At 44.1% G+C, this 25,879-nt stretch carries 23 protein-coding genes and 1 riboswitch; of the genes, 16 read left to right on the plus strand and 7 right to left on the minus strand.

Annotated features, from left to right (window positions below; genetic code table 11):
• The first annotated feature begins 170 nt into the window (after nt 1–170).
• The 4 genes from NFS43_RS00630 to NFS43_RS00645 all read left to right on the plus strand — a co-directional run bounded on the left by NFS43_RS00630 (nt 171) and on the right by NFS43_RS00645 (nt 6,162).
• Nucleotides 171–4,277 carry a phosphodiester glycosidase family protein gene (locus NFS43_RS00630; protein ID WP_251548787.1) on the plus strand — a complete coding sequence of 1,369 codons (4,107 nt, stop codon included), beginning with the start codon at nt 171–173 and terminating at the stop codon, nt 4,275–4,277.
• A 220-nt stretch (nt 4,278–4,497) separates the two neighbouring features.
• Nucleotides 4,498–4,668, plus strand: coding sequence for a VOC family protein (locus tag NFS43_RS00635; protein WP_251548788.1), 171 nt, complete (start codon nt 4,498–4,500; stop codon nt 4,666–4,668).
• A gap of 37 nt (nt 4,669–4,705) precedes the next feature.
• Nucleotides 4,706–5,299 (plus strand): YdeI/OmpD-associated family protein, encoded by a 594-nt coding sequence (locus NFS43_RS00640; RefSeq protein WP_251548790.1) that lies wholly within the window; start codon nt 4,706–4,708, stop codon nt 5,297–5,299.
• A 134-nt stretch (nt 5,300–5,433) separates the two neighbouring features.
• Nucleotides 5,434–6,162 (plus strand): DUF4230 domain-containing protein, encoded by a 729-nt coding sequence (locus NFS43_RS00645; protein ID WP_251548792.1) that lies wholly within the window; start codon nt 5,434–5,436, stop codon nt 6,160–6,162.
• 110 nt (nt 6,163–6,272) lie between these two features.
• Here NFS43_RS00645 and NFS43_RS00650 read toward each other — a convergent pair whose 3' ends face one another.
• The 3 genes from NFS43_RS00650 to NFS43_RS00660 all read right to left on the minus strand — a co-directional run bounded on the left by NFS43_RS00650 (nt 6,273) and on the right by NFS43_RS00660 (nt 11,882).
• The gene (locus tag NFS43_RS00650) at nt 6,273–7,295 is read right to left on the minus strand and encodes an NADH:flavin oxidoreductase/NADH oxidase (protein WP_251548793.1); all 1,023 of its coding nucleotides are present in this window, start codon (nt 7,293–7,295) and stop codon (nt 6,273–6,275) included.
• 216 nt (nt 7,296–7,511) lie between these two features.
• Nucleotides 7,512–9,845 (minus strand): sensor domain-containing protein, encoded by a 2,334-nt coding sequence (locus NFS43_RS00655; protein ID WP_251548796.1) that lies wholly within the window; start codon nt 9,843–9,845, stop codon nt 7,512–7,514.
• Nucleotides 9,846–10,181: 336 nt separating this feature from the next.
• Nucleotides 10,182–11,882: a pyruvate oxidase gene (locus NFS43_RS00660; RefSeq protein WP_251548797.1), complete on the minus strand. Its 1,701-nt coding sequence runs from the start codon at nt 11,880–11,882 to the stop codon at nt 10,182–10,184.
• Between the two features lie 110 nt (nt 11,883–11,992).
• On the opposite strand from NFS43_RS00660, the gene gpmA reads away from it, so the two are divergent.
• Nucleotides 11,993–12,760 (plus strand): 2,3-diphosphoglycerate-dependent phosphoglycerate mutase, encoded by a 768-nt coding sequence (gpmA, locus tag NFS43_RS00665; protein ID WP_251548799.1) that lies wholly within the window; start codon nt 11,993–11,995, stop codon nt 12,758–12,760.
• Nucleotides 12,761–12,803: 43 nt separating this feature from the next.
• Here gpmA and NFS43_RS00670 read toward each other — a convergent pair whose 3' ends face one another.
• Nucleotides 12,804–14,297 carry a carboxylesterase/lipase family protein gene (locus tag NFS43_RS00670; RefSeq protein ID WP_251548801.1) on the minus strand — a complete coding sequence of 498 codons (1,494 nt, stop codon included), beginning with the start codon at nt 14,295–14,297 and terminating at the stop codon, nt 12,804–12,806.
• A gap of 276 nt (nt 14,298–14,573) precedes the next feature.
• On the opposite strand from NFS43_RS00670, the gene tagU reads away from it, so the two are divergent.
• The 3 genes from tagU (at nt 14,574) to NFS43_RS00685 (ending at nt 18,079) form a co-directional block, all read left to right on the plus strand.
• On the plus strand, nt 14,574–15,500 hold the full coding sequence (tagU, locus tag NFS43_RS00675; protein WP_251548803.1) for a polyisoprenyl-teichoic acid--peptidoglycan teichoic acid transferase TagU: 927 nt from the start codon (nt 14,574–14,576) through the stop codon (nt 15,498–15,500).
• Between the two features lie 151 nt (nt 15,501–15,651).
• A riboswitch (cyclic di-GMP riboswitch) is annotated at nt 15,652–15,735 on the plus strand.
• A 155-nt stretch (nt 15,736–15,890) separates the two neighbouring features.
• Nucleotides 15,891–16,532 (plus strand): response regulator transcription factor, encoded by a 642-nt coding sequence (locus tag NFS43_RS00680; protein ID WP_251548805.1) that lies wholly within the window; start codon nt 15,891–15,893, stop codon nt 16,530–16,532.
• Between the two features lie 353 nt (nt 16,533–16,885).
• Entirely contained in the window at nt 16,886–18,079 is a 1,194-nt protein-coding gene (locus NFS43_RS00685) for an MFS transporter (RefSeq protein WP_251548808.1), read from the plus strand.
• Between the two features lie 85 nt (nt 18,080–18,164).
• On the opposite strand, the gene NFS43_RS00690 is transcribed toward NFS43_RS00685, so the two are convergent.
• Both NFS43_RS00690 and NFS43_RS00695 read right to left on the minus strand, forming a co-directional pair.
• Complete coding sequence (locus tag NFS43_RS00690; protein WP_251548810.1) at nt 18,165–18,491, minus strand: ArsR/SmtB family transcription factor; 327 nt, start codon at nt 18,489–18,491, stop codon at nt 18,165–18,167.
• Between the two features lie 2 nt (nt 18,492–18,493).
• Nucleotides 18,494–18,913, minus strand: a complete 420-nt coding sequence (locus NFS43_RS00695) for an SRPBCC family protein (RefSeq protein WP_251548812.1) — start codon at nt 18,911–18,913, stop codon at nt 18,494–18,496.
• Nucleotides 18,914–19,242: 329 nt separating this feature from the next.
• On the opposite strand from NFS43_RS00695, the gene NFS43_RS00700 reads away from it, so the two are divergent.
• The 8 genes from NFS43_RS00700 (at nt 19,243) to NFS43_RS00735 (ending at nt 24,290) form a co-directional block, all read left to right on the plus strand.
• Nucleotides 19,243–19,389 carry an aspartyl-phosphate phosphatase Spo0E family protein gene (locus NFS43_RS00700; protein ID WP_251548814.1) on the plus strand — a complete coding sequence of 49 codons (147 nt, stop codon included), beginning with the start codon at nt 19,243–19,245 and terminating at the stop codon, nt 19,387–19,389.
• A 320-nt stretch (nt 19,390–19,709) separates the two neighbouring features.
• On the plus strand, nt 19,710–20,171 hold the full coding sequence (locus NFS43_RS00705; RefSeq protein ID WP_251548815.1) for a hypothetical protein: 462 nt from the start codon (nt 19,710–19,712) through the stop codon (nt 20,169–20,171).
• A gap of 303 nt (nt 20,172–20,474) precedes the next feature.
• A complete protein-coding gene (locus NFS43_RS00710; protein ID WP_251548817.1) occupies nt 20,475–20,816 on the plus strand; it encodes a hypothetical protein in 342 nt (113 codons plus the stop codon).
• A gap of 83 nt (nt 20,817–20,899) precedes the next feature.
• On the plus strand, nt 20,900–21,886 hold the full coding sequence (locus NFS43_RS00715; RefSeq protein WP_251548819.1) for a ketoacyl-ACP synthase III: 987 nt from the start codon (nt 20,900–20,902) through the stop codon (nt 21,884–21,886).
• A gap of 187 nt (nt 21,887–22,073) precedes the next feature.
• The gene (locus NFS43_RS00720) at nt 22,074–22,211 is read left to right on the plus strand and encodes a YvrJ family protein (RefSeq protein WP_251548820.1); all 138 of its coding nucleotides are present in this window, start codon (nt 22,074–22,076) and stop codon (nt 22,209–22,211) included.
• A 186-nt stretch (nt 22,212–22,397) separates the two neighbouring features.
• Nucleotides 22,398–22,769, plus strand: a complete 372-nt coding sequence (locus NFS43_RS00725; RefSeq protein ID WP_251548822.1) for a GntR family transcriptional regulator — start codon at nt 22,398–22,400, stop codon at nt 22,767–22,769.
• Nucleotides 22,770–22,783: 14 nt separating this feature from the next.
• Complete coding sequence (locus tag NFS43_RS00730; protein WP_251548975.1) at nt 22,784–23,650, plus strand: ABC transporter ATP-binding protein; 867 nt, start codon at nt 22,784–22,786, stop codon at nt 23,648–23,650.
• The gene (locus NFS43_RS00735; RefSeq protein ID WP_251548824.1) at nt 23,634–24,290 is read left to right on the plus strand and encodes an ABC-2 transporter permease; all 657 of its coding nucleotides are present in this window, start codon (nt 23,634–23,636) and stop codon (nt 24,288–24,290) included. Before NFS43_RS00730 ends, NFS43_RS00735 begins: the two co-directional genes overlap by 17 nt.
• Nucleotides 24,291–24,346: 56 nt before the next feature.
• On the opposite strand, the gene NFS43_RS00740 is transcribed toward NFS43_RS00735, so the two are convergent.
• Complete coding sequence (locus NFS43_RS00740) at nt 24,347–25,681, minus strand: L-cystine transporter (protein WP_277613887.1); 1,335 nt, start codon at nt 25,679–25,681, stop codon at nt 24,347–24,349.
• Between the last annotated feature and the right edge of the window lie 198 nt (nt 25,682–25,879).

The raw sequence follows: 25,879 nt of genomic DNA on the forward strand, positions 1-25,879 counted from the left end.
CTCTAGGGCAAGAGGAAAAGTGAATATTCCTGTTTATTTCATCTAGGTACTTATTCCCATTTAATCCCAACAACTATTAACATAAAATAAATAATAGCTACATATTTTTGCAATAGTATGAATTTAATGTCGTTTTTTGTGTTTGTCACTCAAATTTTCGGAGGTGCTGTATGAGGAAAGGTTGGAAGAGGCGATTTTTGCCGGTGACGCTGTCGATGGCGCTCGTGGGCAGTATCATTTCGCCGAGCTTGACGTCGGCTTTAGGGAGCTTTGATTTAAACTCGCCCATTGTCCAGACGCCGATTAATGAGTACCGGACAGATCTTGCTCCAGGAGTCGTGGAAAAACACTATAGTTTTGAGGGGAAAGATGGAAAGAAGATTGAGAGTTTCGTAGTTGATGTGGATGTACATAATCCGAGTGCAGCCATCGAAGCCGGTACACCGAATGATGGAACAGCCTTTGGACTGCAGCCCGTCAGGCAGCAAGCCGCTGCAGCAGACAGCGAGAATCATAAAGTTGTCGCGGCAGTGAACGCGGACTTCTATAATATGGCAACAGGCGAACCGAACGGGATTGTTTACAAGGATGGACAAGCCGTGAAAGCCCAATACACGCCATCCGAGAAGTTTTTCGGGATTACTAAATCGGGCGAGGCTGTAATTGGCGACGGAGCCCTCTATGAGGGAATGAAGGATCAGCTGCAAGAAGCGCTTGGCGGCAATGCCATTCTTGTAAAAAACGGCCAAATCTATCAAACTCCGCAAACCGGTGCCGATCGGGAGCCGCGGACAGCAGTTGGTATTAAAGCCGATGGCGATGTCTTTTTTGCCGTCATTGATGGAAGGCAGGAGCCCTATTCAGCCGGAATCTCGATGCCGGATTTAGCCCAATTGATGATGGATTTGGGCGCGGTCACAGCGCTGAATCTGGATGGCGGCGGGTCCTCCACCTTCACCACCCGTGAGCTGGGCGGAGACCAGCTGGAGGTCGATAACTCCCCATCTGACCGTTCGGAAAGAAGCGTGTCGAATACCTGGCTGATTGTCTCAAAAGAGCCTTCCGACCATGTTTTTGCCTCGGCACATATTGAACCATATGATCAATCGTTCACTCCAGGATCTGCCATAAACTTCACGGCCAAAGGCAGAGACAAATCAATGGCCTCTGCGTCATTGCCATCCTCCGGTTTAAATTGGGAAGTTTCTGATCCTGCCTATGGCACGATTGACGCGAATGGAACCTTTGTCTCCAGCGGAAAAACAGGCCAGTTCGAGGTTATCCTGAAAAATCAGGGCAATGAGGCAGGAAAAAGTATCATCGAAATCGCGCAGCCCGATGAGATGTACTTTACCGCATCAGAGCTTACGGCAGCGAAAAACAGTGAAATGGATTTGAGCCTAATCATGAACTATCAAAAACGAGAAGTGAATTGGAACTTACAAGATCTTGAGTTTGACATCCCTGAGGGCATGGGAACGATCGATGATTCCGGTATACTGCATACAGGAGACAAAACGGTATCAGGCACCATTACAGCCAGCTTGAAAAATACAAACCTGCAAGCCCAAATCAAAGTCTCGGTCGGTAAGCTGCCGGAGGTACTGTTTGATTTTGAAAACGGGCTTGGCGGCTGGAAATCCACCGTGGTCGGCCGCGGGGAAAAAGCCTCGCTTGGTTTGTCCGCCTACCCGGGACCAGTAAGATTTGGCAGCCAGTCGTTACAATTTGATTTTGATTTGACCAACGCCCAAACAGGGACCACCCTTGGCGCTTATGCAGGACCTGGCTCAAACATCTCCATTCCGGATAATCCTACAGGCATTGGGATGTGGGTGTATGCCACACCGGAAGCACAAGGCTACTGGCTGCGGATGAACCTTGTCGACGGCAACGGCAAAACGCAGACGGTTAATCTCACAAACGAAACTCCCGGAGTCAATTGGACCGGATGGAAATACATCGAGGCAGAAATACCGTCTTCGTTCACTGGCCCGTTCAAATTATCGGGGACACAAACGATCCGGCTCATGTCGACCAAATCAGGCATCACCGGACCGATGTCAAAGGGCACCATTTATATCGATAATATCCGTGCCGTTTATGGTGAAAAAGTCGATGACCTAAATCCGCCGGAAATTCAATCAATTAACGTTGACGGACAAGCCTTCACGACCAATACTGTCAATTTGAAAGCAACCGTGAATGAATACGAGAACGATCCCTTCAAGACAGGAATTGATTGGGAAAAAATTAGAGTACTGGTTGATGGCAAAGACTATTCCCAAGCACCTGGCCACTTCTCCTATGACATGGATGGATCGGTTTCATTAACAGGTTACAAATGGGCCGACGGAACCCATCAAGTCACCTTTATCGTACCGGATAAATTCGGAAACCAAGCCATCAAAACCGTTTATTTTTCCGTAAACACTGGCTCAGCCAAGATGGAAGTAGTCAAAAAACAAGAGCACGCCTTGCTGGGAGACGTATTTGAGCTTGTCGTAAAAGCTTCCAGCCCCGCTGAGATTTCAGGTTCGGTGATGAAAATCCAAGTGGATAAAAACTACCCGGTTGAAGGGGTAACTTTTTCAAACGGATTTCATACAAGCAGTTACAGCTATGATGACGCGGCGGGAATTCTCACACTGAATCTGGCAAATAGCGGTGAAACAGCAGCGGAGGCGGAGGCAGCAACGATTCAGATACGTATCCCGGCATCCGCCCAAGAGGGCAGCAAGGTAGCCTATGAGATGCTGGAAGGCAGCCTCCACTATACATCACCGAAAGAGACAAACTTTGTTTCGACCTATTCCATGGTTCCGGGCAGTGCTGATGTCATCGGCGCCTTTACACTAACAGCTGAACCGATCTTAATTGGGAAGCCGGCTGTGATGAAGGTGAAGGATATAGCAGATCAGCCGGTTGCTGACGCTGAAATTTATGCCGTCATCGAAGGCAGCAAGAGTGCCATTTCATTGGGAAAAACAGATGTCAACGGCACGCTTAAGGTCGATGAAATCACCGATGAAGTGAAGAAAATTTCCCTATATGCCGTGAAGGACGGGAAATATTCCTTTAAAGTGAACACCCAGACCTACCCGCCGCTTGCAGAAAAGACAGAAATCAAGAATATCATCTCGACTCCAACTGGCGACCCTTATAAAGAAAAAGGATTCACTTGGATGTCGAGCCCGTTAGCAAAGGAAAACAGCATCATCGAATATGCCCGGGAAAAGGACTACAGCAAGAAAGGGAAAAAGGCACTGGAAACCATCAAGGGCTCATCCAGCAATCAAGTATTTGACGGTGAACAAGATCCAGCGAAAAATGGAATCGTCCGGGTCAATGAAGTGAAATTAACAAAGCTTCAGCAAAATACAACCTATGTATACCGTGTAGGAGATGGCGAAAACTGGTCCGACTGGCAGGAGTTCACTACTTTAGGCCGGAAGCAAAGCTTTGAATTTGCTGTATTAGGGGACACGCAATCGCCAGCTGACCTGAGTGACTTCACAAAAATTCTTGGGAATTTGGAGAAAAAAGACCTGGCGTTCATGATTCATGTTGGTGATTTAATTGATGAATCCGCTAAGTTTAACCAATGGGATGGCGCCTTGAACGTATTAAGCGGCTACAGCAAGATCGGCTCAACCGACCTTGTGGCAGCACTGGGGAACCATGAATACATGGGGGATGCCGATGCCAGCCTCGCCAAGTCGATCTTTAACTCGCCAGAAAACGGGCCTGAGGCAGACAAAGGCGGAACATATTCGGTTGATTACAATAATATGCATATCAGCGTGCTCGGTTATACGGACAGCACCGAGGTGCTCGACCAGCAGCTCGAATGGCTGAAGCAGGATGTGGCGTCCTCCGACAAGCCATGGAAAATCCTTGTGACCCACAAACCACCCTATTACACCAATCCGTTTGGCGGAAATGAAATCATGAGGGAAAAACTGCCGCCGGTCGTGGATGAACTGGGAATTGATGTCGTATTCTCGGGGCATGACCACTCCTATGGCAGAACGAAAAAGATTAAAGCGGGTGCCGAGGATCCGCATGGAACCGTCTACGTGGTATCAGGCACAACCGGCAAAAAGCATTATGATGCCGTCGCCGATGAAAAATTTGACTTCGTCAATATGGAAAGCATTGCGATATCCCTGCAAGCAAAAGTAGACAAGGACAAACTCACCATCACCACTGTAACATCGGATGGAGAAACGATTGATCAATTTACTGTAGTAAATGAAGATTATTTCGAAGAGTGATTCGATATTTGAATGAAGATGGTTTGCTGATCCTTTTTTAGCAGCTATTCAGTCGAGCAACTTCTAGGAGGAAAAAAGGCGCAGTATCAAAAGGGGCCGCCCCTTAGACACAGCGCCTTTTTCTATTAAAAACAATTCACATTCCCTGCTATCCCAGCAGGACTTTTACTAAGAGCGATGAATATCATTATAAATTAAATGATAGGAGGAAAGAATATCGATGTCTGACTTTATTTTTCATATTGCCACTGTAGAAATACCAGTCACGAATTTACGCAAATCGATTGCATTTTATACGGATATCTTAGGAGTGGAAGTGAAGCATGAAGAAGAATCAAAATCAATAGAACCGAAGGATACTATAAACGCTCCTGAAGCAAATAAAATCTAACATGTATCGGATTACTATTCATGAGGAGTGTTCGTTGATGGCAAATAGCAGACTGAATCCTAAGGTGGATGCATTTTTAATGAAAGCAAAAAAGTGGCAGGAAGAATATGAGAAGTTGAGAAATATCGTCCTTGACTGCGGGCTGACCGAAGAGTTTAAGTGGATGCATCCATGTTACACGTTTAAAAATAAAAACGTGGTTTTAATACATGGATTTAAAGAATATTGTGCACTCCTGTTTCACAAAGGTGCCTTATTGCAGGATCCTAATGGAATTCTCATCCAGCAGACGGAGAATGTCCAAGCGGCGCGCCAGATTCGGTTCACCCATGTTCAGGAAATCATGGAACTGGAACCCGTCTTGAAGGCCTATATTCTTGCAGCCATTAAAGTGGAAAAAGCTGGACTGAAAGTGAATTTTAAAACGAAGGACGAATACGTCATTCCTGAAGAATTTCAAAGGAAGTTGGATGAGATCCCTGCTTTGAAAATGGCCTTTGAAGCATTGACGCCGGGACGGCAAAAAGCATATATCCATTATTTTTCTCAAGCCAAACAACCCAAGACCCGGGAGTCAAGGGTTGAAAAATATATGCCGCAAATTCTCAATGGAAAGGGATTAAATGATTAAATCAAACGATGCAGTCATAAATCTTAGGACCGATAGCCAAAACCGCCATTGCGTTTCTCCCTCATTTTGGAAACGACTAAATTTGTAGAAATCTAGTATAATAGTCGTAGGAAACTCCTTAAGGGGGAAACATCATGGAGAAAGACACAAAGTTGTCCAAAGGTGATTTGGATTATATTATTAACCAATTGAAGCAACCCCAGAAAGAGTCAGCTTCAACCATTGCCGTGCAGCCTAGACTAACTCATTTTAATAGATCATTTTCAGCCAAACCTTGGCTTATGGGGTTGATCTTTGGGGTTATACTTGCCCTTGCGGCTATATTTACTTGGCAATTCTATTCCCAAAAGGCAGAAACGTTGAAAAACGGTTCTGCAGTGGAAAGCGTCAAGAAGCTGTCCAAATTAGCCACAGCACAAGGCCATATCAAAACGATTATATCCAAAGAAGATAATGAACTATTCGGAAAAGAGATTTCCTTTAATTTTCCTGGATCAAAGCGTACCCTATTTTTGGTTGTTCCGGCAGACGTCACGGCAGGTGTTGATCTAGAGCATCTTACTAAAAAGGACATCACCATCGATGACAAAACCAAAACCATTACGATGAAGCTGCCGCATGCGGCGATTATCCAGGAGCCGTCTCTCGACTTGAAAAACATTCAAACCTTTTCAGAAGAAGGAATCTTCCGCAGTGATGTGTCATGGGACGAAGGCTTCGAGCTCGCGGACCTCGCGAAACAGCGGGTTGAAGAGGAAGCGATTAATTCAGGGCTGCTGAAAACGGCAGAAACCAATGCCCGCGTTACTTTGCAGGATTTTTTCAAGAATCTGGGATATAGCGTAGAGGTTACGTTTCAATAAACATAAAAAAGAGCTAATCAGATTAGCTCTTTTTCATTAACCTATGTGGGTTTTCCTCACTTACCATTCTCCTTTTTTTCATTGGAGCATGATATGATCAAAAATCCAAATTATCGAATGCTATAGGCAGGAGCTACCGGACGGGGAGTCAGCGGCTTTCCTCCTAACGCAATCGAAGCTTCACTAGCCCAATAAGGACTGCGGAGCATGCCTCGGCCAACAGCAACCAAATCTGCTTTCCCCTCACGGACAGCCTCATCCGCTAATTTCGGGTCCTCCATTCTGCCGACTGCAATCACAGGGATATTCAAGGCAGCTTTAATGGCTTGTGCCAAATCGAGCTGATATGCTGGACCCGCTGATGCTGGACCCGATGTCCCTTCTCCGCCTGACGAAACATGAATTATGTCAACTCCGGCTTCATGGTAGCGTTTTGCCAGGTCAATGGCATAATCAATCCCATAACCGCCTTCGGTATACTCAGTGGCAGAAATTCTCATCATTAATGGCATTGATTCCGGCATGACGCGCCTTGCTGCCTGGATAATCTCGACACCAAAGCGGGCTTTATCCTCACCGTAAACGTCCGAACGTTTATTGGTTAATGGTGATTGGAACTGGTGAATCAGGTAACCGTGGGCACCATGGATCTCGATCGTATCCACCCCAGCCTTGATCGCCCGCTCGAAGGCCGCTTCAAACTTGCCAACCATGGCTTTCACTTCATCGGTTGTTAATTCCCGAGGCTGTTTGTATTGTTCAGAAAAACGGATTGCCGATGAGGAAACAGGCTGGTCCGCATCTTCCGCTTTTCTTCCGGCATGGGCAATCTGAATTCCCACCTTAGCTCCATAGCTTTGGCATACCTCAATGATTCTTTTAAAAGCAGGAATGTGTTCATCAGACCACAACCCTAGATCATAATCGGTAATTCGTCCATCAGGTTCGACATCGGTCATCTCCATGATGATGAGGCCGGCACCGCCAGCTGCACGGCTTGTATAATGCGTAAAATGCCAATCATTTGGCTTCCCGTCCTTTGCTTGGACCGAATACTGGCACATTGGAGGCATGACAATCCGATTTTTTAAACTTAATCCTTTGTATTCAAATGGCTCCAATAAAGAAGGCATGTAATCTCTTCCTTTCTGCTGCTAAATTCCCCTTCCACAAAACGGAAGGATATGAATTTTTTACACCCATTCGGGGAAATCGTCAAACAATCCGCTTACCTAGATATTCTGTTCATTCGGCCCCATCACAATTCAGGGAGATCTCCAGGCCTTCAAATTGGTCAATCCGATAAAGAAAATGAGAGGATCTTCAGCCGTCCCGCTCTATCATCTGTTTTAAAAAAATTGAAAGTTGTTTCGTCCTTTTTCCTTGGCCTTATACAGCGCCAAATCAGCATGTTTGAGAAGCTGCTTTGCTCGATTTCCATCCTCAGGATATAGAGAAATCCCCATACTTGAAGTCGTTTGGATAATCTGGTCCCCAATGTTCCATGGGTCCAGCATCGCCTCTCTTATTCTTTCGGCCACTTGGATGGCATCGTCCTTGTGAAGAATTTTGGGAAGCAGAACGATAAATTCGTCTCCCCCCAATCTGGCCGCCATATCACTTTCACGCAGGCAGCTCTTGATTCGTCGGGCAAACTGTTGGAGGAGTTCATCCCCTGCATCATGACCCAATGTGTCATTAATCATCTTAAATTTATCCAAATCCATCAGTATGACAGCCAGCATTTGCTGATAGCGCTCCGCTTCCTTTATGGATTGTTCAAGATACTGGATCACAAATCGGCGGTTCGGAAGCCCCGTCAACGGATCCTGATAAGCCATCTGCTCCAGTTTTTCTTGATAGAGACGCCTTTCCATAATATTTCGGCTGTTCAACACCATACGCTTGACCTTGCCTGTTTCATTAAAAATAACCGTTCCGTGTGTTTCCACCCAAATCCACTGCCCGCTTTTTGACAGTTTACGCAATTCCATGCTGAAGTTCTCACCTTTTTGAATCGCCTCCGTTAACCGGCCCATAAATACCACGGAATCATCCGGATGGATCCACTGTCCTAAATGTTTTCCGACCAATTCCTCTTCATTGAATCCAAGCGTGGTTTTATGTGAAGGTGATGCATACAAGATGATTCCATCGTCATCGACCAATTTGATCATATCTTGGGAGTAATCAGCAATCAGGCGATATTTTTCTTCACTTTCCCTTAACGCAGCCTCTGCCATGAAACGCTGGGTGATATCACGTGAAACAGCTAATAGATCCTTCACCTGGCCGTTACTTTCAATAATTGGCAAAATATCTGTATCAAAGTAGAAATACTGATGGAGGTCATTCCTTTTTCGCAGTACGATATTCTCTGGTGCTTTGGCCGTTCTGACATCTGCCAGGACTTGCTGTACCTGATGATGTTCATCAGGATGAACGAGATAGGTGGCCGCTTGTCCAACATATGTTTGTGGAGGGATTCCCAGAACAGTCCCGTAGGATGGAGAGGCATATTTAACATGGTTATCTGCCCCGACTACCGCAATTAAATCCATCATATTTTCCGCAATTAATCGATAGTTGTCCTCGCTTTTCCGCAAGGCTGCCTCCGCATTTTTCCTCCTGGTAATATCATGAACCATCATAAGAACGGCCACTTCAGAACCGTAGGTTAAAGAAATTCCAGTCACTTCCACATCGATAACGTCTCCATCCAAACGGACCACTCGTTCCTCAGCTGGCGGGACAAAGGTGCCAGGCGCTGTTAATTGGTCAATACGTTTTTTCACCATGTCGACATATTCCGGCGGCGAGAAATCGACAATCGATTTTCCAATCAACTCAAGATGGCCGCTTGCTCCGACTAGTTCTGTGAATGCAGGGTTAACAAATCTGATTCTGCCCTCTTGATGGACAACCATGGGAATCGGAGACAATTTGACAAGACGCTTGTAACGCTCTTCACTTTCTCGCAAGGCTTGAATCGTTTGATTGCTTTCTGTAATATCTTTTATTATCCCATATAAACCAAGCGTTTCCTTTCCGCGGATCATCGGAACCAATTTGACCTGTATCTCACGCCTCCGTCCATCCTTGCGAATAAACGCCGTATCAAACACTTGGGTCACTCCATCGAGCGCTTGTTGAAAGCACCTTTTTATCCACTCCATCTCAGACGAATCTGCCAGTGGCAAGAAAGAGGAGTTGACCAGTTCCGACGCGGCATACCCCGTAATATGAGCCAGTGCGGGGTTCATGCGAAGAAGGATCCCCTCCCGGTTGAGGGTAAACATCCCATCCGGATTATATTCAAACAGCGATTTATAGCGAGTCTCTTCCCATTGTGCTGCACGAATCACCATTCGATGATGGATAATGGAAGTGCTCAAGGTAATCAGGACGATAAAAAAAGCCAATAAAAGAAACGCGGTTCCTAATCGATCTGAATAAACAATTTCAATGATGCTGCCCATACGGAGCTCTGGACTGAGCAATAGGGTAATCAGCAAAGCACAAAGTCCGACTCCAAGCATCAATGTGACGGCCCAGTGCCATATTTTCTTGGCCTTGCTTTCGGACTTTGTCATCCTTTTGACTATATCTAAGACGGTATAAGAGGCTATAATAGCAATTACTATCGAAAGCGCGATATAAGGAATATGGTAGGTTTCTGTCATTTTACACCTTCTTTTCAGGGAAATTAGGTGCCAAAGTTTGTGAATTCCTCCTTGGCACCCTCCATTTCACGCCTATTGAGTAATCTTGTCCATGTTCACACTTGAAGAAAGTATTTAGACAGGGAAGAATCCATGAAACACCTTCTTTATGATTGTCGTTTGAAAAGAAAGAAGCATGGGAACCGTGCTTAAACTTCATTCACTGGAAGCGGGCACTAAAGACTGTTCCTATGCTTAAAAGGGAAGGGTGTAATGAATGTCAAAATGAATTAACGATTATATTTTTTGAGTAAACTCATCCCCTTGCTATCGATCATTATAGGGGAAGGGAGTAATCTATAATGGCGGGAGATCGATTCTGCCCTCTTCGAACAACACCTTTAGCATGTGCTTCGTATAGCCGACTGCTTGGGCGAAGGTGATGTTGCCTGGGATCGGTGCCTCGTCTGCGTCAACCACTACATCAATGATACACGGCTGGTTTTGCCGGACAGCATCCTGGAAAGCCGGGAGCAGTTCATCCGGCCGTTCCACCCGATAGCCGATGCCGCCGCATGCTTCGGCATATTTGGCAAAATTCGGGTTTTGCAGGTCGGTGCCAAACTCAATATTTCCCATCACTTCCTGCTCAAACTTAATCATCGCAATTTTATGGTTATTCAGCACCACCACCACGATCGGGAGCTGGTATTTAACCGCAGTGACAAAGTCATTCATTGTCATTCCAAAGCCCCCGTCCCCGCAAATTGCAAATACTTGTTTATCCGGAAAGGCCATTTTTCCGGCAATCGCGCCTGGAAGCCCGCAGCCGAGGGTGGCCAGCCAGCTAGAGGTGATAAACTTTTGCCGGGCCATATGAAAGTGGCGGGCGACCCAAACTGTCACATTGCCTACATCAGTAGAAAGAATTGCGTCTTCTGCAGCCACGGACTGCAATGCCCGCATCACCCGCTGGGGTTTGAGGGGAACTGATTCCTCCTCCTCCTGCTTCTCCAGGCGGCTCCACCACTTGTTCATCCTTTCCTGGCATTTTTCCAAAAAGTCACGGTTTGCCTTTTCCTGCACATTTCCCATCAGCCATTGAACCGCCAAACCAGCTTCACCCGCCAAACCTACATCAACAGGATACCGCTTGCCGATTTGGTAAGGGTCGATATCAATTTGAATCGTCTTGACCTGATCAGGCAAAAATCCAATAAACGGATAGGAAGTCCCAATCATTAACAGCAAGTCGGTTTCCTGCATCCCTTCATAGGCCGCCTTCGTCCCTAAGAGACCCAGTCCCCCTAAACAGTAGGGATGCTTATCAGGGACCGCTCCTTTCCCCGGTAGTGTCAGCACTATCGGGGCAGCGATTTTTTCAGCAAAATCGAGCAAGGTATCGCGAAGGCCATGCGTTCCTTTCCCGGCAAGAATGATCGGCCGTTTGGCTGCATTGATTAATTCCTTTGCCTTCTGCAAGTCTTCTTTAAGGGGTAAAATTTCCTGCTTGGCGACAAAACTGGAGGTGACCCGGGCTTCCCGTCCCACTTCAAACTTTGGAATATCATCAGGAATCGTCAGAACAGACACTCCTTTTTTGGCATACGCTGTGCGGATGGCTTGATTCACGACTGATGGCAGCTGTTCCGCTGACATAACCCGCTGATTGTAAACCGCCACATCATCAAACAGCCGTTCCAGATTCACTTCCTGAAACGAATCCGTCCCAAACAAGTCAGTTTCGACCTGCCCAGCCAAGGCCAGTACCGGCACTCTATCGAGCTTGGCATCATACAGCCCATTTAACAGATGAATGGCACCTGGTCCGGCGATGGCCGTACAAACGCCCATTTTTCCAGTCAGCTTCGCGTAGGCCGCCGCTGCCAAAGCACCTGCTTCTTCATGCCGGACCTGAATGAACTTAATTTTGTCCTGCGCTTTTCGCAGCGGCTCAATAATCGAATTGATTGAATCCCCCGGCATCCCGTAGATGTGGTCGACACCCCACTCCACCAATAACTCGATTAACTTCTCCCCTGCTGTTTGCTTCAACATATTAGTCATCCCCTTTTGCATGATTCTATATTGTAGTGTGGGAATAATTCTCTAAAATATATCCCATTTTAAGGGAATGTTAATAAAAACTTTATTGCAGGTGGTTTAAGTTGAAGCAGCTTGTTTTGATCCGGCATGGACAAAGTCTTTACAATCTGGAGAATCGGTTTACCGGCTGGATGGATATTGATCTTACCGATGTGGGCTATAACGGGGCGCGGGAAGCGGGAGCAATTTTAAAACAACATGGATTTGTGTTTGACGCTGCCCACACCTCTGTGCTGAAACGGGCAATCCGAACTTTGTGGATTCTGCTGCATGAAATGGATATGATGTGGATTCCTGTCTATAAATCCTGGAGATTGAATGAACGGCATTACGGGATGCTGCAGGGCTTGAACAAGGAGGAAGTTATAGAAGCATTTGGGGCGGATCAGGTCAATGAATGGCGGCGCTCCGCGAGTGTACGCCCGCCCGCTGTTTCCGAGGAAAATCATTTAAAGGATGTAAAAGATCCGAAATACGCTCGTATTGGCCATGAACAGATTCCTTTAACAGAAAGCCTTCTTGACACTGAAGAACGAGCCTTGGTTTATTGGCGGGAAAACATTGTTCCCGACCTCAAGCAAAATCGCCGCATCCTTGTTTCCGCACATGGAAACACATTGCGGGCGCTGGTCAAATATCTTGACCAAATTCCCGACGATGGCGTCGTCAGCCTTAATATTCCCAACAGCATCCCGCTCGTCTATGAACTGGATGAACACCTCCAGCCCATTCGGCACTATTACCTGAGCCATGATGGCGAAATAACCGACGGCTCCATCCCCAAACATTTCGACCTCAATGACCCGGACAACCACGATTGGATCGGTTGAAGCAGAGGGACGGTTCCACAGTTTAAGGAGCCGTCCCCGCTTTTTAAGCCTTTAGCGCCATGCTGATTTGTTCCCATTTAATCCTGTCTTCTCGGTTCGGGTCCTGAACGACTTCACTTTTTACATTGAAGATCATGGTTGACCGATTGTTCGTATCATATCTTGGCCATTCCGGCAGGGCGTCCGTATTTGGATTGCCGCTGCGGGCAAAGCTAATCCATGCCTGATGCATTTGATCGGCGGCAAGCTGCCGTTCAGGGGAGGCACCGGTGAAGTTCTCCGTGTGCGGCGTATTCAGGGTGTTGAATACAAATGGAATTTCCAGCGCATGAGTCGCTTTTAGCGCGCCGCCAAATACCGGAGTCTCCCAATCAAACCGATACATGTAAACCCGAGCGCCTTGGTGATCCTGCAGCTCCGCCAATCTTTGTGCGGGGTCGGTAAAGATACTCCTGGTAACCAGTTTATTGAAAAGTTCTAGGTTTAGCGGAACGTTCTCGGCAAATTGCTTTGAAATAATAGGCAAGAGCGGGCCAAAGGTTTTTTCAAACAACGCCGCAGCCTTTGCCTCGTCTGCGTTTTTCCATTCAGGGTCAAAAACACTAAAAATATTGTATTCATCCTTGTTGGTGCCAATCAATATCGTAATATCCTTGGCCGAACCTTCTGCGATTGCCTCTTCTGGATGCTTCGGAAGGGAAACACCATCGATCACAGGTGCCAACGCCATCGCTGGGACGGCATCGGAGGCTTCAAGGAGCTTTTCAACAGGCATCTCCTCCAATTTTGAAAGTTCGCCCGGCTCTATTTGCAAGGCATCCAAGATTCGGCTTGCAAATTTAGCGGCCTTGCCTGAAGGATGGACATTGGCTGCAGCGCCGCTTTGCAGGATGGCTTTATGGAAAAGGCCCTGTGCGGATGGGAATCCCAGCAGCACCCCCACACTCATGGCACCTGCCGATTCGCCAAAAATGGTGATATTGTTCGGATCACCGCCAAACGCAGCGATATTCTCTTGCACCCATTGCAAGGCCGCTACTTGGTCCAGAATCCCGCAATTTCCGGAGACTGCATATTCCTCCCCGCCAATTTCTCCAAGATGCAGAAAGCCCAATACTCCTAAACGGTAATTAATCGTGACGACGACTACATCACCTTGTGCTGCGAACGAGGCGCCATTATACCAATGGCTGGATCCCGATCCTGACAGATAGGCACCGCCGTGAATCCAGACCATGACCGGACGTTTTTTATCATCCGCTCCTGGCGACCATACATTTAAATACAGGCAATCCTCACTCATATTTGTAATGTCATTTCCGAAAAATTGCATGATTTCCCTCTGCACCTGTGGGGCGACAGGCGAAAAGGCGGAAGCATCGCGAATCCCTTCCCAGGCATCCGGCCGCTCAGGCGCCCGAAACCGCAGCGGTCCAACCGGAGGCTTCGCATAGGGGATCCCTTTCCAGACAAATACACCATCCAGTTCTATCCCCTGCAGCTTTCCGCAAGCGCTTTCAACAATTATTTTAGACATTCCCATTCTCCTCTCACATAAGCTACTTAGATTGTATTCGGTAAACATAGAGTCATTTCCTGTTTTTTACATAATTAAAAAAAACGAAAACCATTTCCACTTTTTTCTAAAGCTTGGTATACTCTAATTGACCCCTCCGTCCTTTGGATCAGTTCCTTTGAACTATTCAGGACTTTCTCTTTAGTCAATTTATTTACGATCGCTCTTTTTCCTATTTATCTTGTATTCTTATAGAATGTATTTAAAAAATTGCCATACATTTGGAGGATTTGTCCAATGCGAAATACCAGCAAAAAAAGAAAATGGCCAAAGGTCCTTGGAATTATTCTTTTATTATTAATAATTGGCGGCGGAGCCTATGTTTACTCCATTTATCATTCTTTAAAAACGGCCGTAACGACGATGCATCAGCCAATTGAACGGAAACAATCGGAGAAACGTGCAGAACCAGTGGTATTAGAGAAAAAAGATCCATTTTCGGTCCTTATGTTAGGTGTCGATGAAAGGCAAGGTGATAAGGGGCGTTCTGATACGATCATTGTTTTGACTGTTAATCCCAATAATAAGTCGGTAAAAATGCTAAGCATCCCGCGGGATACTAGAACGGAAATTGTAGGAAAAGGGAAAGAGGATAAGATTAACCATGCCTACGCCTTTGGCGGGGTGCCAATGGCAATGGATACGGTCGAGAACTTTCTAAACATCCCAATTGACTATTATATTCAGATTAATATGGAAGGATTTAAGGACATCGTGAATGCTGTTGGCGGGGTGACTGTCCAAAATGATTTAGATTTTACCAATGAAGGCACTCATTTTGCCAAAGGAGAATTGACATTAAACGGGGACCAGGCTCTCAGCTTTACCAGAATGCGCTACGATGATCCTAGAGGAGATTTTGGACGCCAGGCCCGGCAGCGCCAAATTATTCAAGCCATTATTCATGAAGGCATCAGCGTTTCTTCCTTGACGAATTACTCTGATATTTTTTCTGCCCTAGGAAAAAATGTCAAAACCAACCTAACCTTTGCCCAGCTTGTAGATATTCAACAGAACTACAAAGAAGCAGGAAGCAATATTCAGCAAATGGAGATTAAAGAACAAGGAACGATGATCAATCAAATTTACTATGGGCTGGTAGCAGCAGAAGAAAGACAAAGAGTGCAAAACGAGCTAAGAGCACAATTAGAGCTGAATGAATAGCTCACCAATGGCCGTCCTAAGGATGGCCGTTATTTTTTTACCATTGTATAGTGGCTAATGAAAGCTTGTTGAAAACACCAGTTAATTAGAAAATTGTGGACAAATTGGCAGATTTATTTTAATATACTACTAGTAAGGTATGACAAGAATCGACATATATTGGCAAACTATCCTAAAGGGTAGGACGCAAAGCTATAGGGGCTAATGTTTTATACGATGCCAGCCAGTTGCTCTTCTAAAAGAAAGATTGAGTATCCTCTTCATTTTCTTAGAAGAGGATTTTATTATGCTTTTATGACTTGGACTCGTCCTAACGAAACGAATGGCTTTTAAAATGTTGCCTTTGTGTAAGAATTGAAATTCTCACAAAATTTGTTGGTGGTGTATGGAATGATTGAAATTCTGCTTGTGGATGACCATCAATTGATGGTTGAAGGAACAAGGTTAATTATTGAGCAGGAACCGGATATGAAAGTGCATACTGAGATGTCAAGTTTAAAGGCATTAGAGCAAATAAAAATACAATCATTTAATGTTATGCTCGTCAATCTTCAAATGTCAGAAATGGATGGGTTTGAGTTGACAAAAAAGGCACTGGCTATCGATCCAAATGTAAAAATCCTAATTTATTCAGGCTTTGAGATTCTCCCGCATTTTCATTCATTTATGGAGTCCGGAGCGGTTGGGTTTGTCCCCAAAACAGCAAGCAGGGAACAGTTAATTACCGCTATTCGATGCGCTTTAAAACAGGATGTTGTGATTCCGATAACTTTATTAAAGGAATTATATCAAGCGATTAGTCCGTCAATGTGTCAAGAAGCTGTTGTGAAAGATCTTACCCTTAACGAGAAGGAAAAGACCATATTAAAAGAATTGGAAAAGGGCAAGACAAATAAGGTAATTGCCCAAACGCTTTATATTGGTCAACGGACGTTGGAATATAACCTGACAAATATTTTTAATAAATTAGGAGTAAACTCAAGGATTGAGGCTGTCTTGAAAGCAAAAGAAATAGGTTTATTATCCTCATAGCAAATACATACACCTTGGATACCTTTTATAGCAGAATGGGGAGAGAATGCACACACAGGTTTATCACATCATCCCTTCCAATTTTGCCCCCAAATCCATCTAGTAAGATTGCTGCAAAAACCCTCATTCATGAAGCTGTACTCCTTAAAGAAAATCCCTCCTTTAAAACCATAAAACCATTCTTGGTATATGTCTTAGAAGAAATGAAAATAGGTGATACTTGCCAAACGAGAGAGGATTGCTTTTATTGCCAAGGACCTATACCTTTTTTATTCCAAAGTGAATCGCAATAACCGTAACTATCCCCACTTATTGTATAATCATCTATATAAATTGAAACAAAGGGGTATATGATGAGTTTAAGTACTTCGAAAGCATTTGGAGAACAGCAAAACATATCTAAAAAGTTGATTTTATTGATGGCTGTAGCATGCGGGGCAGCCGTGGCCAATCTTTATTATAATCAGCCGCTCTTAGCTGAAATGGCACGGACGTTTCATGCATCTGCGCATGCGGTCGGCAATGTTGGGATGGTGACCCAAATTGGTTACGCTGTTGGAATGTTTTTATTTGTCCCCATGGGGGATATGAAGGAACGCCGCCAATTGATTACGATTTTGCTGGGGGCTGTTACCCTCTCTCTGATCGGGGTTGCGACGGCACAAAATCTCCCTTGGATGTACATCGCCAGTTTAGCCGTGGGAATTACCACTGTTGTCCCACAAGTGATCATTCCTCTGGCTGCCCAATTGGCCGGCCCCAAAGATCAAGGGAAAGTGATCGGTATCGTCATGAGCGGGTTATTCGTCGGCATCCTTTTAGCAAGAACATTCTCTGGGGTGATTGGCGGAGTCCTTGGCTGGCGCACCATGTACTGGATCGCTGCCGCGATGATGTTAGTCCTGGCGGTCATTTTGCGGATCTTTCTTCCAAAAAGCCATCCAGAAACCACGTTATCGTATCCTCAACTATTTAAGTCGATGGGTCAGTTGATTGCCACCCAGCCGGTTTTAAGGGAAGCCTCTATAATTGGTGCGATGATGTTCGGCGCGTTCAGCGTATTTTGGACCTCCCTTTCGTTTCTGCTTGAAGGAGAGCCTTACTATTATGGCAGCGAAATTGCCGGCCTGTTTGGATTGGTCGGGGTTGTTGGTGCCGCGGGTTCACCGATTGTCGGACGATTGTCCGACCGCTTTAATGTCAAGCAAATCGTCGGCCTTTTGATTGGGATTACCCTAGTATCCTATCTGTTCTTTGGATTTTTGGGCGCATCGTTGTGGGGACTCGTCATCGGTGTCATCCTATTGGATTTAGGCGTCCAAGGCGCACAGGTCTCGAACCAAACCAGGATCTATAGCCTGATTCCAGAAGCCAGGAATCGTTTGAACACTGTGTATATGGTCAGCTACTTTCTTGGCGGGTCCCTCGGTTCTTCCCTTAGCGGATATGCATGGGGCCTGTGGAAATGGACGGGGGTTTGTTTAACAGGAGGTTTGATGATTATCATTGGATTAATGACGTGGGGCAGCCATCGGGCAAATAAGTGAAAAAAATAATAGCCGCTCTTCGGGTGGCTATTATTTTTTTCAAAACTATGCTCCAACAGCCTTGAGAAAAGGAGCCTGCTATCCTCTAGTCGTTATCAGACTCTACATATTGCTTCAGTGACAACAATTTTTCATCCCAATATGGTTCGAAAAATCCCAGCCAGTCTTTTATTTCCATTAATGGTTGTGAGTGAAGCTTGTACCTGGTTTCCCGCCCAGCCTTCCTGCTCATGACAAGCCCAGCATCCGAAAGAACCTGCAGATGCTTATTTACAGCCGTCCGGGTGATCGGGAAACAATCTGTAATGGAAGCAATCGACATTTCCTCGTCAGCCAGCAATTTTAACAGGCTGCGGCGAGTCGAGTCGGCAATCGCTTGGAATACGTCGTGGTTTCGTTCGGATACTGCCAATGTTAACCCTCAATATATTCAGGAAGTTTTTCTTTGACAATTTTCTCCCAGCCGCCGTCCATCACGCCACGGATAACTGTATGCGGTTGTCCAAATTCTGTGACTTTTTCTGCATCCCATCCAGAATGAATCAGTGTAAACTCAGTAGTAGCCTCATCTAATGCTTTCAATTCAAACGCAAGATGCCAATCCTTCCCCCAGTCAAAACCAATGCGGTAAGGAGGGTCCAGTTCTGTTATTTTACAAGGCGAATCGCCAAATGGACCGGCATGGAGGATGAATTCACGTCCCATAATAGGTTCTAATGTATTGGGCATCCACCAGGCAGCAATGCCTTCTGAAGTGGATACAGCCTTCCATGCCTTTTCAATTGGAGCCTTCAATACAATGGTTTTGCGGATTTCCGGCAGCGTTTCTTTCATTATTTATGACCTCCAAGAAATAAGTAACACCATTTGGTGTCAAGAATGATTATAACACCTTTTTGTGTTATGTCAAATAGTTTTGTAATAAATAGATAGAAAGGAAGTAATAAGTAACCATATCACTATTAGAATGAACGGAAATGCTCATTTCATTCCTACCAACAAGCGATAACAAATTTTTACTAGTTTTTAAAAAAATTGTAGGTTATTCAAAGAAACTGGTGAATTTCAAAAAAATGTTAAAAATTTGTAAAAAAATACTTGCCTTGAATACGCTTTCAGTTGTTAAAATAAATCCAGTGTTGTAAAAAAAGGGGATTTAGTCCATGAGTAAAAAAGATTTAATGAATAGAATTGAAGTAGTGAGAGAACAAATGATAAGTACGGGGATGAGCAAAGGCTTCACCTCCCCAGAAACCATTAGACTGAGTCATATGCTTGACCGATTAATTATCCTTAAAATGAGTTCATAACTAGTAAACTACTATATGATGCATGCAAACGCCGCCTAGCCGACGGGCAGTACTTGAAAGTGGGTTTCCATGAAGAAATGGAACCTAACAGAATAGATCTAAACAGAAACAAAAGAACTGCCCCGCCTATTTTAACGAACCACCATCCCCCTTTATTTAGATCCCTTCTCTTTGTGGCCTCTTTTAAGATTCTATATCCTGCTTCTACTAATGATCATTTCGACACTGCCAAATCTATCACCTTCTCCATTTATTATGTATGAGGATTACATAATTGGATAATATAAACAGAGAAAAACAGTGGCTGGAGTGGATTGCCTATGATCAAAAAGCGGCATTTGATATTTAACATAGCGCTCGTATTGTTTCCTTGGCTGACGATGTTATTTGTAGGGAAGCGGGCGTTTAAACGTTATGCTTTTTCCGGTGTCTTTGTCGTGATATTTGAGATTCTCAATCATATCTATGGACACAAGCGGAATTGGTGGAAGTTTTACGATAAGAAGGCATCTTTTTTTAAGGATGAGCTTCCTTTCAGTGTAGGTCCCTATATGCCCCTTTCCATGTGGATCCTAAAATATTCGTACGGAAACTTTAAAAAGTTTGCCTTCCTTAATGTAATCGCAGACGGTCTCTTCGCTTTTCTTTTCATAGATATTCTGAAAAAGTTTAAGCTCGTTGGCCTCAATCGATTAAATCATTTCCAGTTTTTCATTTACTTACATTACAAAGCTTATTTATTATATGGAGTTCAATATTTATATGAGAAAATAAGAAAATAAATGATTTATTCGTTATAGGACATTTAGCAGCGCCGGATTCCCCAATGAATCCGGCATTTTTCTTTGGGTCCATTCACCTCATTTATAACAAGTCCTTTCCATTGCAGTAGTTTCACCTTTCATAGTGTTAAGAACTGATTTAACACTACCGCGACATTATTAACCTAAACCAAAAATTAAACTAACCGATAAGGGAAGTGAACAGGCATCTCAAGGGTCTAAAGAAAAAATTGTTTTTAAAGTGACTTTTTTAAACTACTTAACTCTTGTTATAGCTGGTAAAACAACAAGGAGGCAAAGGAAATGGAAAAGTATAGCATTAAAGTTAACACAGCGAAGAAAGCAGTAGATATGAACGTGAATGGCACTTTCACTACTGAAGATGTTCAAAACTTTGTTCGTGACTATCAGGCAACAGTCGATTCAATTGAGGCGGGAAGCTTTACGCTTGAGGTCGATTGTACAAATATGGATATCCTAACCCAGGATATGGTCCCTTCTTTAGAAAATTCCTATAAAATGTACAAAGAATCCGGGTTTAAGCGAGTAAACTTTTCAATTAAAAAGAATCCTGTATTAAAAATGCAATTAACCCGAATTGCCCGTAATACAGGGCTAACCAACGCACAGGTTATTGAACTCTAATAAATCAAAGCAAGGGGGCCTTCTCTCCTTGCCTTTTTAAATTTTTAATCACTTTATTTTGAAACCATCAAGGAGAAACTGCCATGAGTAATGTCAGAATTAAAGAAGTCGAAATATATCATCCAGAAAATGTTGTTCATAATGATTACTATATTGAATATTTTGAACAGAAGCATGGAAGACAGGTTGGAAAATTTTTAGAACATATGGGACGGAAAGACCGTTTTGTCATTGATAATGATGAAGAAAATGGTTTAACCATGGGGATAGAGGTAAGCAAACGGGTTCTCCGAAAGGCTAATATGACTGGCAAAGACATTGATATGATCGTCTTTTCAACACAGATTCCTGAAACTACTTTCCCAGCTAATGCGATGTATATCCACAGTGCTATCGGCGCAAAGCATGATACGATTATTCTTGATTCTAATGCCAACTGCGCGGGAATGACCGTTGCCGTGGAACAGGCATCCCGTTATATGATTTCAAACCCACATATCCATTCTGCGCTAATCGTTGGTTCTGATCATAATACGCTGATTGCCAATCCGGAAGAAGAAGTCACCTATGCCAACTATGGAGATGCTGCAGCTGCTGTAATTATAGAAAAAACGGAGGAAGAAACCGGTTTTATCGATTCCATCTATTTTACTGATTCCATCAATCGCGATAAGATCAAGTTTCCTTCTGAAGGGTTAACCAGCGCAATCCGAACAGGAAAAGGCAAATATATTGAATGGCTGCCGTTCGATGGAAATATTGCACTTCCCCCTACTTATGAAATGATCAGCAAACTGCTGAAAAGAAACGGTCTGAATCCAGAGGATATCAAGCTATACTGTTTCTCTCAATTTGCTCTAGGAAATATTAAAAAGATTCAAGAGCATTTTACGCTTCAAGATGAACAAATTATTTATATTGGTGATAAATTTGGCTATACCGGCACAAGCAGTCCATTCATAGCGTTGCACGAAGGTTTAAAACAGCAACGTATTCAACGCGGAGATCATATCTTGTTTTGGACGATTGGTGCTGGATATCAGTTGGCAGCTATGTTATTTAAATATTAATTTTTAAGGATTTCCCACAAAATCTGATTCATTTTTTTCATCATCAATAATCCTAAAAATCACTCCATACTGCGGACCTTTTTGACTCATGTTAGCCTGTCTTTTTTCTCGATAAAACGATAAATATAGGGTGAGACATGAAGCGCCTGCGCCTCAAAATTATTCTTATCGAAAGGAGTGAACCGCAGTGGATCAAATCATTCCACTTATTAGTGAAGTAGGTTTTCCCATCGTGGTGACCCTGTACTTGCTTTACCGGATCGAGGCAAAGCTGGATTTGGTGGTTCAATCGATTCAAAATCTTCCCGATCGCATGAAGGGATGATGCTGGTCTGAATATCCCTGGAAAGAATGGAAAGACTATAAATGAGAGGTGCCGGGAACACTTCTCTCCCTCGACTGCTCCTAAACGGATGCTGTTGGGGGATTTTTTTTGTTTAATATTGACACCATCTGTTATATCTGTGTATATTGTATATATACAGATATAACGATATGAGGGATGTTATGAGTGAATATTTTAATATCAAATTCTTCGGATGAACCTATTTACATGCAGATTGTGAATCAAATGAGAGAGCAGATTGTCAAGGGGGAACTGGCAGAAGCCGAGATGCTCCCATCGATCCGAAGCCTGGCGAAAGAGCTCAAAATTAGTGTGATTACCACAAAGCGGGCCTATGATGAGCTTGAAAAGGAAGGATTGATCGAAACCGTTGCCGGCAAGGGCTCCTATGTAGCCTCGATCAATAAGGACATGCTGCGGGAAACAAAAATCAAAATGATTGAAGAAAAAATGGCAGAAGCAATTTATACAGCCAAGCTGGCGGGGCTTTCCCTTGAGGAGCTCCAAGAAATGCTCCTGCTGTTATATGAGGGGTGAAGACGTTGAGCAATATTCTCGAAATGACCAATGTATCAAAAAGGTATAAGGATTTCTCGTTAAAAAATGTGAATCTATCTCTGGAAAAAGGCTATATTATGGGATTCATCGGCCCAAACGGGTCCGGCAAAAGCACGACCATCCGGCTAATGATGAACTTAATCAAGAAGGACAGCGGCACGATTAAACTGTTTGGTTTAGACAGCGAAAAACACGAACTGGCAATTAAGGACCGAATCGGATTTGTGTATGACGAAAACCATTTTTATGAAGACCTGACGATCCAAGAAATAAAGGACTTCGTCCGTCCCTTTTACACTAAGTGGGATGAAGAAATTTTTGAAAAATATGTGGACCAATTCGAACTTTCATCAAAGAAAAAAATCAAGGAACTGTCAAAGGGGATGAAAATGAAGTTCTCATTGGCGGTCGCCCTTTCGCATCATGCAGAGTTATTGATTATGGATGAACCCACCTCGGGATTAGACCCGCTGGTCCGCTCCGAACTGTTGGAGGTGCTCCAATCTTTATTGGAGGATGAAAACAAATCGGTGTTCTTCTCCACCCATATCACGTCAGACTTAGACAAAATTGCCGATTATATCACCTTGATCAATAACGGTATAATCCAGTTCACCAAGCCAAAAGATGAACTATTAGAGGAATACTGCATTGTCAAAGGCGGAATCGATAAACTCGATGAGGCCAATCGGGAGAAATGGATTGGGCTTAGGGAAAATGCCTTTGGATTTGAAGCCTTATCGTCCAATAAGCAAGAAGTAAGGCAGCATTTCGGTGATTCCGTCATGATTGAAAGACCGACATTAGAGGATATTTTAGTATTTTTCACTAGGAGGGCTGACCGTGTTTCATCTTATTAAAAAAGATATTTTGGTTCAAAAGCATGCGCTTCTTATCTCGATCGCCTTGATCATCTTTTTTTCTATATCTCTATCAAGTTTAGGACCGGTTGGCATGACGGTGGGGATTATCACCATCACTTATCAGCTTGTTTTGGGGGCAAGCGCCCTGGAAGAAAAAGCGAATAGCGATATTATTCTCATCAGTCTCCCTATCAAGAAACACACCATGGTCCTTTCCAAATATCTTTCTGTTTATGTCTTTGCAGCCTATGCGATCCTTGGGTTTTGTCTCCTTTACCTCATAGCCCAGGTGTTGAACCTGCCGATTCAACTGACAGTCACGCCAACAGCCATAGCGGGCAGCCTGGTGGCGATAACGGTGCTATTTTCAGTCTCATTCCCGCTGATCTTTAAATTCGGCTATATAAAATCAAAAATTGTCAACATTCTTATTCTCTTCGTCCTGATATTTGGAGGAACGATGACGATCGGCAACTTGGCTCAAAATGAACAGTCTGATCTTAGACAAAAAGCGCTCGAGCTGATCCAAGAAGGGGCACAGCTGCAAATTATCCTTCTCGTCTTGATTCCGCTCGCCCTTATTTTTGCCGCCTCCTATTTTCTATCGCTGAGATTTTATAAAAATCGAGAGTTTTAAAACAAAAGGACGGTTCTCTGCTCCAAAATGGAAGAGAACCGTCCCCTAATATCCTATTATGCTTCCGCAATGTTTGACTGTTGATAGGTTTCTTGGTCTAATTCACCGGTTATTTTAGCTGTTAACACACCTGTTGTCATCGCACCGCTGACGTTAAGAGCTGTACGGCCCATATCAATCAATGGTTCAACGGAGATTAACAAACCGACAATCGCCACTGGCAGGTTCAAGACGGACAAGACGATCAATGCGGCAAATGTCGCACCGCCGCCTACCCCGGCAACCCCAAACGAACTAATGGCCACGACAAGAATGAGGGTAATAATGAAGGAAAAGCTGGTTACATCAATTCCTGCTGACGGTGCCACCATGATGGCTAACATCGCAGGATAAATGCCAGCGCAGCCATTTTGCCCGATGGAAAGTCCAAAGGATCCGGCAAAGTTGGCAATCCCTTCAGAAACGCCTAAATCTTTGGTTTGTGTTTTAATGTTTAACGGCAGCGTACCGGCACTTGACCGTGATGAGAACGCAAAGGTTAATGTTGGCAATGCTTTTTTCATATAGTTGACAGGATTCAACCCTGCAATGGTGATGAGCAATAAATGCACAATAAACATGGCAATCAATGCCACATATGAAGCGATGACAAATTTTCCTAATTTAACGATGGCGTCATAGTCACTTGTTGCAGTAACCCTGGTGATAATCGCTAAAATGCCATATGGCGTCAAGCGAAGAATCAAGGTCACTACCCTCATAATGATGGTGTAGAGCGTATCAATGATTTTTGCAAAAAACTCAGCCTGCTCGGGCTGTTTGCGTCTTACTCCCAGGTAGGCAACCCCAATGAAAGCGGCGAAAATAACGACCGCAATGGTGGAGGTTGGGCGGGCACCTGTTAAATCTTGGAATGGGTTGCTTGGAAGCAGTTCAACAATTTGCTGCGGGATGGTCATATCTTGGACACCGACTACTTTTTCCTGCAACAGCTCATTGCGTGCCTTTTCCGCATCCCCTTCACTTAAGTGGATGCCGTCCAAGTTAAATCCCAGCGCAGATCCAATTCCAAGGGCTGCTGAAACGGCTGTGGTGCCCAGCAAGAGTGCGATGACTAAGAAACTGATTTTCCCAATATTCTTCGTCAATTTTAGCTTGGTAAACGCACCAATGATGGAAATGAAGACAAGCGGCATAACGACCATTTGCAGCAGTTTTACATAGCCGTTGCCGATAATGTTAAACCAATCGATCGTATCAGTGGTTACATCCGAGGCCGTACCGTAGACCAAATGAATAATGAAGCCAAATACGATTCCTAAACCTAATCCTGTAAAAACACGTTTTGAAAAAGAAACATGTTTTTTTTGCATAAAAAATAAACCAGCCATTAATGCCAGTAGAATAATGATATTAATGATGATAAGAACGGTATTCAATTTGTTTCCCCCTTTTTTAAAAACGATGTTATTGTAATATAATTAACCCGATAAATCAAGTAGGAATACTTGAACTTTCCTCCCTCTCCTTTTTGTCTTCATGACGACAAATTCTCCGAGACCTCCCCCATTTTTGTCCTCATGATGGCT

The sequence above is a fragment of the Neobacillus muris genome, from assembly GCF_943193175.1.
Lineage (GTDB): Bacteria > Bacillota > Bacilli > Bacillales > Cytobacillaceae > Neobacillus > Neobacillus muris.

Coding starts and splice junctions, on each gene's coding strand:
- NFS43_RS00680 (WP_251548805.1), top strand. CDS start 15,891: ATGATTGAAATTCTGCTTGTGGATGACCATCAATTGATGGTTGAAGGA.
- NFS43_RS00655 (WP_251548796.1), bottom strand. CDS start 9,845: ATGACAGAAACCTACCATATTCCTTATATCGCGCTTTCGATAGTAATT.
- NFS43_RS00645 (WP_251548792.1), top strand. CDS start 5,434: ATGGAGAAAGACACAAAGTTGTCCAAAGGTGATTTGGATTATATTATT.
- NFS43_RS00650 (WP_251548793.1), bottom strand. CDS start 7,295: ATGCCTTCTTTATTGGAGCCATTTGAATACAAAGGATTAAGTTTAAAA.
- NFS43_RS00695 (WP_251548812.1), bottom strand. CDS start 18,913: ATGAAAGAAACGCTGCCGGAAATCCGCAAAACCATTGTATTGAAGGCT.
- NFS43_RS00660 (WP_251548797.1), bottom strand. CDS start 11,882: ATGTTGAAGCAAACAGCAGGGGAGAAGTTAATCGAGTTATTGGTGGAG.
- tagU (WP_251548803.1), top strand. CDS start 14,574: ATGCGAAATACCAGCAAAAAAAGAAAATGGCCAAAGGTCCTTGGAATT.
- NFS43_RS00700 (WP_251548814.1), top strand. CDS start 19,243: ATGAGTAAAAAAGATTTAATGAATAGAATTGAAGTAGTGAGAGAACAA.
- NFS43_RS00640 (WP_251548790.1), top strand. CDS start 4,706: ATGGCAAATAGCAGACTGAATCCTAAGGTGGATGCATTTTTAATGAAA.
- NFS43_RS00715 (WP_251548819.1), top strand. CDS start 20,900: ATGAGTAATGTCAGAATTAAAGAAGTCGAAATATATCATCCAGAAAAT.
- NFS43_RS00635 (WP_251548788.1), top strand. CDS start 4,498: ATGTCTGACTTTATTTTTCATATTGCCACTGTAGAAATACCAGTCACG.
- NFS43_RS00670 (WP_251548801.1), bottom strand. CDS start 14,297: ATGTCTAAAATAATTGTTGAAAGCGCTTGCGGAAAGCTGCAGGGGATA.
- NFS43_RS00740 (WP_277613887.1), bottom strand. CDS start 25,681: ATGGCTGGTTTATTTTTTATGCAAAAAAAACATGTTTCTTTTTCAAAA.
- NFS43_RS00685 (WP_251548808.1), top strand. CDS start 16,886: ATGAGTTTAAGTACTTCGAAAGCATTTGGAGAACAGCAAAACATATCT.
- NFS43_RS00710 (WP_251548817.1), top strand. CDS start 20,475: ATGGAAAAGTATAGCATTAAAGTTAACACAGCGAAGAAAGCAGTAGAT.
- NFS43_RS00705 (WP_251548815.1), top strand. CDS start 19,710: ATGATCAAAAAGCGGCATTTGATATTTAACATAGCGCTCGTATTGTTT.
- NFS43_RS00630 (WP_251548787.1), top strand. CDS start 171: ATGAGGAAAGGTTGGAAGAGGCGATTTTTGCCGGTGACGCTGTCGATG.